The organism is Mycobacterium sp., from assembly GCF_025933915.1.
GTDB lineage: Bacteria > Actinomycetota > Actinomycetes > Mycobacteriales > Mycobacteriaceae > Mycobacterium.
The window spans coordinates 1-9,473 of the sequence record NZ_JAICZA010000164.1 but is presented as its reverse complement, the minus strand read 5'-3'; the positions used below and the strand labels follow the sequence as shown (position 1 = coordinate 9,473).

The following is a 9,473-nucleotide window of genomic DNA, read 5'->3' as shown; positions in this document are numbered from 1 at the left end:
TCGGGACTCGGCGGATCGGCGTGCTGCGCGGCGCGCATGGCCGCCGACGTGGGGTTGACGTAGAAGGGCGCCCCGTCCAACGGGTTGCCGTCGGCGACCAAGCGCACCGTCGGGGCGGGTCCGGTCCGCAACGGACCGGCAGGAAGACCGATGCCTGCGACAACTGTTGAGGAGGCCGCAACCGTCAGAAAGGGGGCGATCCATCGAGCGATTGCACCAGCAGCTGAGAACGTCACCCCAGAAAATTAATGGTTCGCAAGCATCGAGCGCCAATCCACGACGGCGGTGTCGGCGCGATCGGCGTTCGGCGCGGTTGGCGACCGGGCAGCTTTTGGCGGTGGCGGAGGGATTTGAACCCTCGGACGGTTTTAGCCGTCACACGCTTTCGAGGCGTGCTCCTTAGGCCGCTCGGACACGCCACCGCCGAGCAGCTTACCGAACGGCATGCCGCTCACCCCAATCGCTGGCGGGCGAAGAACGCCTCCAGCGGCGCCGCGCACTCTTGCGCCAGCACCCCGCCGCGTACTTGCGGGCGATGATTGAGCCGCCGGTCACGGACCACGTCCCACAGCGATCCGACCGCCCCGGTCTTGGGCTCCCATGCGCCGAACACCAGCCGCGTGATGCGCGCCAGCACCAGCGCACCCGCGCACATGGTGCAGGGTTCGACGGTGACGGCCAGCGTGGCGCCCTCGAGCCGCCACCCGTCGCCGAGAACGCCGGCCGCCGCCCGCAGCGCCAGGATCTCCGCGTGGGCCGTCGGGTCGCCCAGGGCCTCGCGGGCATTCACGGCGCGAGCGAGCTCTGTTCCGTCGGCGCCGACCACCACCGCGCCGATGGGCACGTCGCGGGGGCCCGCCGTCGCGGCGACCGACAGGGCGGAACGGATCAGATCTTCGTCAGCGATCACCGACCGAGCCTGATGGCGGCGACCCGCTGCGCCCGGCTCCATCAGCGGTGGCAACCCGCTGCGCCCGGCTCCGCCGCGCTTGCGATCGCCACGGCCGCGCTTGCGATCACCGACCGAGGCGGTCGATCACCGCCGACAGCTGATCGGCGAAGCCCATCTCGCGGGCGATGCGGCCCAGCTGCTCGTCGGCGTACAGATCGGTCTCGTCGAGGATGACCCCCAAGACCGCCTCGGGCAGCCCGATGTCGGACAGCAGCCCCAGGTCACCCTCTTCGAAGGGATCCGAATCCTCGAGATCGTCCGGATCGAGGTCGGCGTCGAGCTTGTCGAGCACCTCGGCGGCGATGTCGTAGTCCAGCGCGGCGGTGGCATCCGACAGCAACAGCCGCGTCCCCGACGGTGCGGGCCGCACGATGACAAAGAATTCGTCGTCCACGTCAAGCAGGCCGAAGACCGCCCCGGCGCTGCGCAATTCACGCAGCTCCGTTTCCGCGGCCGCGAGACTCATCAGCGACTTACGGGCCATGGGAGCGCAGCGCCACTGCCCCTCCTCGCGCACGACCGCGACGCCGAAGCCGTCCGGCGTGTCCGCGGACAGGCCCTGGGCAGAGGCCCGTTGTGCTCCCATGGCCGCTTACGGTAGTCCCTGGCCAGGCCCCTGACCAGATGGAGCCTGGTGGCGGCGACATCTGACGGCGACGTTCCCGGCCGGATGTGCCAACCTTGGAATGTGGCAAGCCCTCCTTCTCAGACACCGGTGTGTGTGCTCGGGCTGGGGCTGATCGGTGGCTCGATCATGCGGGCCGCCACGGCGGCGGGCCGTGAGGTGTTCGGCTATAACCGCTCGGTGGAGGGCGCGCAGGCGGCGGCCGCCGATGGCTTCGACGCCACCACGGATCTGATCGCAACCCTGACTCGCGCCGCCGGCTCCGATGCGTTGATCGTGCTGGCCGTCCCGATGCCTGCGATGGCGGGCATGCTCGCCCACATCAGGAACACGGCCCCGGCGTGTCCGTTGACCGACGTCACCAGCGTGAAGAAGGCGGTGCTCGACGAGGTCGTCGCGGCGGGCCTGCAGGAACGCTTCGTCGGCGGCCACCCGATGGCGGGCACCGCGCATTCGGGTTGGACCGCCGGCCACGCCGGGTTGTTCACCGGGGCCCCGTGGGTCGTGAGCGTCGACGATCATGTCGACCCGGCGGTCTGGTCGATGGTGATGACGTTGGCGCTGGACTGCGGCGCCGTGGTGGTGCCGGCCAGATCCGACGAACACGACGCCGCCGCGGCCGCCATATCGCATCTGCCCCACCTGCTCGCCGAGGCGCTGGCGGTCGTCGCCGGAGAGGTCCCGTTGGCCTTCGCGCTGGCCGCCGGGTCATTCCGCGACGGGACCCGGGTTGCGGGCACCGCGCCGGATCTGGTCCGGGCGATGTGCGAGGGCAACTCCGACCAACTGGTACACACCGCCGACCGCATCATCGAGTTGCTGAGTCGCGCCCGCGAATCGCTGGCCCACCACAACTCGGTCGCCGACCTCATCGAGGCCGGCCACGCCGCTCGAACGCGTTACGACAGCTTCCCGCGCTCCGACGTTTTCCACGTCGTCGTCGGCGCGGAGAACTGGCGTGAGGAATTGGCCGCCGCGGGCCGCGCGGGCGAGGTGATCAGATCCGCTCTGCCAAGCCGGGATAGTCGACGATGAATCCCTCCCCGTCGACGCTCACCGTGGTGTCGGCGATGGGCGAGCGCACCTTGATCTGGTCGAGGCTGCCCGAGCTGGCATAGCTGACGGTGCGCGCCGCCATGGACATCTCCGGCACGTTCACATAGACCACGGGAAACGTGACCGACATCGCTTGCTCCTGCAAGCCGAGCCGCCGGATGGGCAGCGCGTTGAAGAACGGGCTGAACTCCACGTCGACGTCGAGGGCGTTGTCATACGCCGCGCGGTGCTCGCCCTGATGGTCGGTGACCAGCCACATGTTCTCCTCGTCGCGCGCGAAGGAGAAGACGCGCTCGCGCTCGGCCAGGGTCACGGTCATGCCCAGCCGCTTGGTGGCACCGGTTTCATCGGTCTGCAGGTCGTAGTAGGCACCGAACGCCGGATTGGTCTCGGTGGCGGCGGCGACGATGCGGCCATTCGCCTTGATTCTCTTGCCGGACACCTGGAGTCGTACCGATTCCATCCGGGAGACGTCCTGTGCGCGCCAGGTGAGCATCGCCTGCCACACGCGGCGAGACGGATCGGAGGGGGCTGCGTTCACTCATCTACCGTAAGACGTGCCCGCCAACCACTGCGGAAGTGCCCGGTAAGTGCGTCGCAGCCGACCGGTGCCCGGGACCGAAGCCCACACCAGCAACGCCAGCAGTCCGTCGAGCGCCAGCGCCAACGCGGCCACCATCAGCGCCCCGACCAGGGCCAGGTGGAACTCGCGTTCCTTGATCCCGTCGATCAGGTATCGGCCCAGACCGCCGAGGCTCGCATAGGCGGCCACCGTCGCGGTGGCGACCACCTGCAGCGTCGCGTTGCGCAGCCCGCCCAGGATCAACGGCAGCGCATTCGGCACCTCGACGCGCAGCAGCACCTGGGCCTCGGTCATGCCCATCGCCCGGGCCGCGTCGACGACCGTCGGCTCGACGTTGGCGATCCCGGCATAGGTGCCGGCCAACAGCGCCGGCACACCCAGCAGCATCAGCGCCACCAGCGACGGTCCCAGGCCCAGCCCGAACAGCAGCGTCCCGAACAGCAGGACCCCCAGCGTCGGCAGGGAGCGCAGCCCGTTGACGGCGCCCACCACCACTATGGTGCCGCGTCCGGTGTGCCCGATGATGAGCCCGACGGGCACGGCGATCAGCGCCGAGGCGCCCACCGCGATGACGGTGTATTCGAGGTGCTCGAGGATGCGTGCCGCGAGCCCGACCGGTCCGGTCCAGTTGTCGGAAGTCAACACATAGGAGATCGCCCGGGCTACGAAGTTCACCGCGCGCCACCTACGACGGGCGCGACGACCGTACGGCGACCGGTGCTACGTACGGCGTGGGCCCAGGGTGTTGCCAGCCGGCCGGCGAACACGATGAGCACATCGATGACGACCGCCAATACGAACAACGCGATGATGCCCGCCAGGATCTGATCGCTCTTGTTGGTCTGGTACCCCTGGGTGAACCAACTGCCCAACCCGCCGATGCCGATGACCGAGCCGACCGAGACCATCGCGATGTTGGTGACCACCACCACCCGCAACCCGGCGATCAGGACCGGAACCGCAAGCGGCAGATCGACTTTCAGAATCCGTGTGATCGGCGGGTAGCCGACCGCAGTGGCGGCGTCGCGTGTCTGGGAGGGGACCGCGTCCAGCGCTTCGAGCACCGCCCGCACCAGCAGTGCGGCGGTGTAGGCGGTCAAGGCGACGATAACGTTGGCCTCGTCGAGGATGCGCGTTCCGATGATCATCGGCAACACCACGAACAGCGCGAGCGACGGGATGGTGAACACGACGCTGGCGACCGCCGTCGTCAACTGGCGCGCGATCCGGGTGCGCTGCACCAGCATGCCCAACGGCAGCGCGATCGCCATCCCGATCAACACCGGCACCAACGACAGCCGCAGATGCACGACCATCAGCCTCCAGGCGTCGTCGAGATGGGTGAACAAGTAGTGCATTTACCGGCTCCCCCGTTGGGATTCCACCGCGGCCAGGACGTCGGCGGCCAGGACACCGCCGATCACCTTGCCGGCGTCGTCGACGGCGATACCGACCCCCGACGGCGACGACAGCGCGGCGTCCAGCGCCTGGCTCAGATTGCCCCCCGGCCGAAACAGCGGTCCCGCGCCGCCCATGCAGTCCGACAGGGGTGTGCCGTCGCGGTGCCGACGCGCGCCGTCCGCGTCGATCCAGCCCAACGGCGCTCCGACGCCGTTGACCGCCACAGCCCAGCCGTCGAAAACCACCGGCCCGGAGAGCGTCTCGGCCGTGATCTGCTGGACGCCGTGCAGTGGCAGTCCGGTCGCGTCGATGAGTTGCAGCCAGCGGTAGCCGCGGCCCAGGCCGATGAACCTCGAGACGAAATCGTTGGCCGGTTGCGACAACAACCGAGCCGGCTCGTCGTACTGCTGCAACACGCCACCCTTGAACACCGCCACCCGTTCGCCGAGCCTGAGCGCCTCGTCGATGTCGTGCGTGACGAAAACGATCGTCTTGTGCAATTCGCTTTGCAGGCGCAGTATTTCGTTCTGCAGCTCATGACGGACCACCGGATCCACGGCGGAGAACGGCTCGTCCATCAGCAAGATCGGCGGATCGGCGGCCAGGGCACGCGCCACGCCGACCCGTTGCTGCTCACCGCCGGAGAGTTGCGCGGGGTAGCGTCGGGCGAGCTTGACGTCCAGCCCCACGCGTTCGAGCACCCCGTAGGCGGCATCGCGGGCGGCACGACGGGGCTGCCCACGCAACACCGGAACCGTTGCCACGTTGTCGATCACCCGCAGGTGAGGCATCAGCCCCGCATGCTGGATGACGTAGCCGATTCCGAGCCGCAGTTTCACCGGGTCGAGCGAGGAAACGTCGACGCCGTCGATCGTGATGACGCCCGACGTGGGGTCGATCATCCGGTTGATCATGCGCAGCGCCGTGGTCTTGCCGCTGCCGGAGGATCCGACGAACACGGTCAGCTTCCCGTGAGGAACGGCCAGGCTGAGCCCGTCCACGGCGGTGGTCCCGTCGCCGAAGACCTTGCTGACCTTCTCGAAGGTGATCACGTCATCCTCCGATCGGATGGTCGAAGCCGTTGTCCCGTACCCAATTTCGGGCCGCCTCGTCGGGATCGATACCCGAGTTTCCCGACACCGCGGCGTTGAGTTCGGCGACGCCGGAGGTGGTCAGCTTCGCCGACACCGCGTCCAGAACGCCTTTGAGGCGGTCCGACTTCTTCTGTGAATTGACCAGCGGAACAATGTTTCCCGCCATGAAGTTGTGTTCGGGGTCTTCGAGAGCCACCAGGTGATTCTGCGGTATTGCCGGTGACGTGGTGAAAACGTTGGCGGCGGTCACCCTTCCGTCGAGCAAGGCGCGCACGGTGACCGCGCCGCCGCCGTCGTCGATGGCGACAAAGTTGCCCGGCCTGATGTCGAGTCCGTACTTCTGCCGCAGCCCCGGCAGCCCGGCCGGCCGGGTCGCGAACGCCGAGGGGGCCCCGAATCTCACCTCGGCCGAATGTGCGGCCAGATCGGCGATTGTCTTCAGGTTCCACGCGTTCGCCGTCTGGCTGGTCACGCTGACGGTGTCGGTGTCGGTGGCGGGCGCCGGTGTCAGGATCGAGAGGTCGCCGGGGAGGCGCCGGTAGAGCTCCAGCTCGACGGCGTCGAGCGTGGTCGCCTCCGAGTGCGGGGCAAAGTAGAGCAGTAGATTGCCGATGTATTCGGGGACCAGATCGACGGAATGGTCTTTGAGCGCAGGGATATACGTCTCCCGGCTGCCGATCCCCATCCGCTTTCCGACATCGAATCCATTGGCCTGTAACGCTTGTGCGTAGATCTCGGCGATGGTCAGCGATTCCGGGAAGTCCCCGGAGCCGACGACGATGGACATGGGGCTTCGAACCTGCGCCCCCAACGGATCGGAATTGCTGCACGCCGCAACGACGCACATCGTCGTCAGCAGTACTGCCGCGCACGTGATCACACCATGCGGGCGCGGCGGTATCGTCATACCGCCGACCCTAACGCCCGAACCGGGCGGACGCTGGCGCGCGAGGATCGGTGGCCCGAATCGGTTTCATTCCGGCCCGGATAGGGCAAAGATGACATTATGAGCAGCCATACCCCTGCGTCGCCCGGCCAGCCGCCTCCCAAGCCCACCCCCGGGGACAAGACCGGTGCATCCACCAAGGAACCCGCTATCGGGTTCACCCGCGCCGGTGCGCTGTGGTCGTCGCTGATCGCCGGCTTTGTGATCCTGATTCTGTTGCTGATCTTCATCACCCAGAACACGGTGCCGACGGACTTTCGGTTCTTGGGCTGGCACTGGACCCTGCCCCTGGGGGTGGCGATCTTGCTGGCCGCCGTTGTCGGCGGGCTGATCACGGTCGCGGTCGGCACCGCACGGATCCTGCAGCTACGCCGCGCGGCGAAAAGGCCCCACACGGCAACCGGGCGCTAGCCGGGCAGCTTTGCCAGTTCGGCCAGACCGCGGGAGATCAGCGGCGCCACCACCTCGGGCGCGTGCTCCGCGGCGTCGCCCATTCCGCGAGCCTGATCCGACATCCGCCGGCGGAAGTCGATGCCCGCGGCGATGATCGCGAGTTTGAAATAGGCCAGCGCCATGTAGAACTCCCAGTGTGCCAGCGGTAAACCGGCCACCAGCGAATACCTGTCGGCCAGCTCGTCGGCCGTCGGCAGCAGCGGTGACGTCCACGCGGCCTGCGCATTGACGATCAAATCCAGCGCGGGATCGCGGTACACGCACATCAGGGCCGCGTCAGACAGCGGATCCCCCAGTGTCGAGAGCTCCCAGTCCACCACGGCGCGAACCTTTGTCGGGTCGTCGGCATCCAGGATGGTGTTGTCGATCCGGTAGTCGCCGTGCACGATCGACGCGCGGCTCTGCTGCGGAATGGCCTCGCCCAGACCGGAATGCAGCCTCTCCACGTCCGCGTCGCGACGGTCGTCGGGCAACCGCACCAGCGCCCATTGCGAACCCCATCGCCGCACCTGACGCTCCAGATATCCGCTGGGCTTGCCGAAGTCGGACAGGCCGACGGCGTCGGGATCGACATTGTGTAGGTCGACGAGCACCCGGATCAACGAGTCGACGCAGCCGCCGATGACGGTGTGGCTGAACGATTCGAGTTGGGCGCGGCGGCGCACCACCTGGCCGGCAACGAATTCGACGATCTGGAACGGTGCGCCGAGCACCGAATCGTCCTCGCACAGCCCGATCGTGCGCGCCACCGGAACCGGTGTGTCCTGCAGCGCCGCAACCACCCGGTACTCGCGGGCCATATCGTGCGCCGAGGGCGTCAACCCGTGCAGCGGCGGTCGCCGCACCAGCCAGCTGGTCGCGTCGTCGTAAACGCGGAAGGTCAGATTGGAGCGGCCACCGGAAATGAACTCCGCGCGTAACTCTCCGTCGCGCCCGATCCCCAGTGAACGCAGGTAGGAGTCCAGCGAGGCCAGGTCGAGGCCCTCGAGTTGGTCAGCTGACGTCACCGGACTTGTCTACCATCGCCCGCCTCGCCCGGGTTCACCACCTGCGATTTGCCCGCGTTGCCGTCAGGCCGTCCCGCGGCCCGCATCGTCGCCGAGCGGCCTCCGGTTTCGCGGCAACAGATCCCAGACGTGTTCGGTGGTGTTGACCGCGGCCACCGTCGCCTGACCGGACCGGGAGAACAACAGCCGCGTCACCGACGCATAGTCGACGGGAAAGGACAGCAATCGCGCCGTTCCGAGAATCTCGTGCAGCAGCACGTTGATCACCCCGCCGTGGCTGAAAACCGCGACCGTGTCCTCGGGATCGGCGGTCGCGACGAGGTCGTCGACCGCGGCCCGCACCCGGGCACGAAACGCGTCCTCGTCCACCGCGCTGGGCAGATGCCCTTGGGCCAAGCGCGCCCACTCCTGCGGCATTTCCGCACGGATCTGCTCGATGGGGATGTACACGGGAAGGTCGCGGTCATACTCCGCGAACCGGTCGTCGATCTCGACGGTCAGCCCGCGGTCCGCCGCGACCGGGTCGGCCGTCTGGATGGCCCGGCGCTGCGGGCTGCTCACCACCCGCGAGAGGGGAAACCTGGCGAGCGCCTTGGGTAGTCGCTCGATCTGGGCCAACCCCTCCTCCGACAGGTCCGGATCGGAACCTTCGCCGTGTTCGCTGCGCAGCGGCAGCGCGTGCCGGACCAGAAGCACTTGCATAGTTCTTCCTGTCTTTCGGTGGGGCCGGTCCGAAGTCTCTCATCGCGGGATACATGTCGTTCAAGGCGTGCACAATCGCTCTTGGGTAGCCCGATGCGAGGAGGATTCTCAATGACGGAGCCGGACAGGGATTGGGACGCCGCCTACCGGCAAGCGGCGCCACCCCCGTGGAGCATCGGCCGGCCGCAACCGGAGCTGGCGCGCCTCATCGATCAGGGCACGGTCCGCAGCGACGTGCTGGACTCCGGTTGTGGGCATGCCGCGCTTTCGTTGGCCCTCGCCGCGCGCGGCTACACCGTGGTCGGACTCGACGCCAGCGCGACCGCGGTCCAGGCGGCGGGCGCCGCGGCCGCCGAGCGCGGTCTCACCACCGCGAGCTTCGCGCAGGCCGACGTCACCAGCTTTCGTGGCTACCCGCCCGGTTCGGAAGGCCGCTTCTCCACCATTCTCGATAGCGGACTGTTCCACGCGCTGCCCCCGGAACGGCGCCAGGATTATGTGCAGTCCATCTACCGGGCCGCCGCGCCCGGCGCCGCCCTGTACATCCTGGCCTTCGCCGCCGGGGCGTTGGACCGGGCCCACCCGGACCGGCCGGGCCCGCCGGGCTTCACCGAAACCGAGTTGCACGACGCCGTCTCGACGCTCTGGCACGTC

The 9,473-nt window shown here is 68.2% G+C and carries 12 protein-coding genes, 1 tRNA gene and 1 pseudogene; 3 read left to right on the top strand and 11 right to left on the bottom strand.

Annotated features, from left to right (window positions below):
* The 4 genes and pseudogenes from Q0W90_RS20420 to Q0W90_RS20405 all read right to left on the bottom strand — a co-directional run.
* A pseudogene (locus tag Q0W90_RS20420) lies at positions 1-236 on the bottom strand (1,4-beta-glucanase); the annotation flags it as partial.
* A 96-nt stretch (positions 237-332) separates the two neighbouring features.
* Positions 333-422, bottom strand: a tRNA-Ser gene (locus tag Q0W90_RS20415).
* 29 nt (positions 423-451) lie between these two features.
* Positions 452-910 carry a nucleoside deaminase gene (locus Q0W90_RS20410; protein ID WP_297595290.1) on the bottom strand — a complete coding sequence of 153 codons (459 nt, stop codon included), beginning with the start codon at positions 908-910 and terminating at the stop codon, positions 452-454.
* Positions 911-1,016: 106 nt separating this feature from the next.
* A complete protein-coding gene (locus Q0W90_RS20405; RefSeq protein WP_297595291.1) occupies positions 1,017-1,538 on the bottom strand; it encodes a tRNA adenosine deaminase-associated protein in 522 nt (173 codons plus the stop codon).
* A gap of 129 nt (positions 1,539-1,667) precedes the next feature.
* On the opposite strand from Q0W90_RS20405, the gene Q0W90_RS20400 reads away from it, so the two are divergent.
* Positions 1,668-2,612: a prephenate dehydrogenase gene (locus Q0W90_RS20400; protein ID WP_297776235.1), complete on the top strand. Its 945-nt coding sequence runs from the start codon at positions 1,668-1,670 to the stop codon at positions 2,610-2,612.
* Here the strand turns inward: Q0W90_RS20400 and Q0W90_RS20395 are convergent.
* From Q0W90_RS20395 to Q0W90_RS20375, 5 genes are read right to left on the bottom strand one after another with little or no spacing between them, the layout of a single operon-like run.
* The gene (locus Q0W90_RS20395) at positions 2,575-3,174 is read right to left on the bottom strand and encodes a putative glycolipid-binding domain-containing protein (RefSeq protein ID WP_297595292.1); all 600 of its coding nucleotides are present in this window, start codon (positions 3,172-3,174) and stop codon (positions 2,575-2,577) included. The genes Q0W90_RS20400 and Q0W90_RS20395 overlap by 38 nt on opposite strands.
* Positions 3,175-3,891 (bottom strand): ABC transporter permease, encoded by a 717-nt coding sequence (locus Q0W90_RS20390; protein ID WP_297595293.1) that lies wholly within the window; start codon positions 3,889-3,891, stop codon positions 3,175-3,177.
* Positions 3,888-4,574 carry an ABC transporter permease gene (locus tag Q0W90_RS20385; protein WP_297595294.1) on the bottom strand — a complete coding sequence of 229 codons (687 nt, stop codon included), beginning with the start codon at positions 4,572-4,574 and terminating at the stop codon, positions 3,888-3,890. The genes Q0W90_RS20390 and Q0W90_RS20385 overlap by 4 nt, the downstream gene beginning before the upstream one ends.
* A complete protein-coding gene (locus Q0W90_RS20380; RefSeq protein WP_297776232.1) occupies positions 4,575-5,669 on the bottom strand; it encodes an ABC transporter ATP-binding protein in 1,095 nt (364 codons plus the stop codon).
* Position 5,670: 1 nt separating this feature from the next.
* Positions 5,671-6,618, bottom strand: a complete 948-nt coding sequence (locus Q0W90_RS20375) for an ABC transporter substrate-binding protein (protein ID WP_297776229.1) — start codon at positions 6,616-6,618, stop codon at positions 5,671-5,673.
* Positions 6,619-6,717: 99 nt separating this feature from the next.
* On the opposite strand from Q0W90_RS20375, the gene Q0W90_RS20370 reads away from it, so the two are divergent.
* On the top strand, positions 6,718-7,068 hold the full coding sequence (locus Q0W90_RS20370) for a lipopolysaccharide assembly protein LapA domain-containing protein (protein WP_297595297.1): 351 nt from the start codon (positions 6,718-6,720) through the stop codon (positions 7,066-7,068).
* Here the strand turns inward: Q0W90_RS20370 and Q0W90_RS20365 are convergent.
* Together Q0W90_RS20365 and Q0W90_RS20360 are read right to left on the bottom strand one after the other, a co-directional pair.
* On the bottom strand, positions 7,065-8,117 hold the full coding sequence (locus Q0W90_RS20365) for a phosphotransferase family protein (protein WP_297595298.1): 1,053 nt from the start codon (positions 8,115-8,117) through the stop codon (positions 7,065-7,067). The genes Q0W90_RS20370 and Q0W90_RS20365 overlap by 4 nt on opposite strands.
* A 63-nt stretch (positions 8,118-8,180) precedes the next feature.
* The gene (locus Q0W90_RS20360; protein ID WP_297776227.1) at positions 8,181-8,819 is read right to left on the bottom strand and encodes a histidine phosphatase family protein; all 639 of its coding nucleotides are present in this window, start codon (positions 8,817-8,819) and stop codon (positions 8,181-8,183) included.
* 111 nt (positions 8,820-8,930) lie between these two features.
* Here Q0W90_RS20360 and Q0W90_RS20355 point away from each other — a divergent pair.
* Positions 8,931-9,473, top strand: a 543-nt coding sequence (locus Q0W90_RS20355; RefSeq protein WP_297776226.1) for a class I SAM-dependent methyltransferase, incomplete at its 3' end; no start/stop codon positions are given.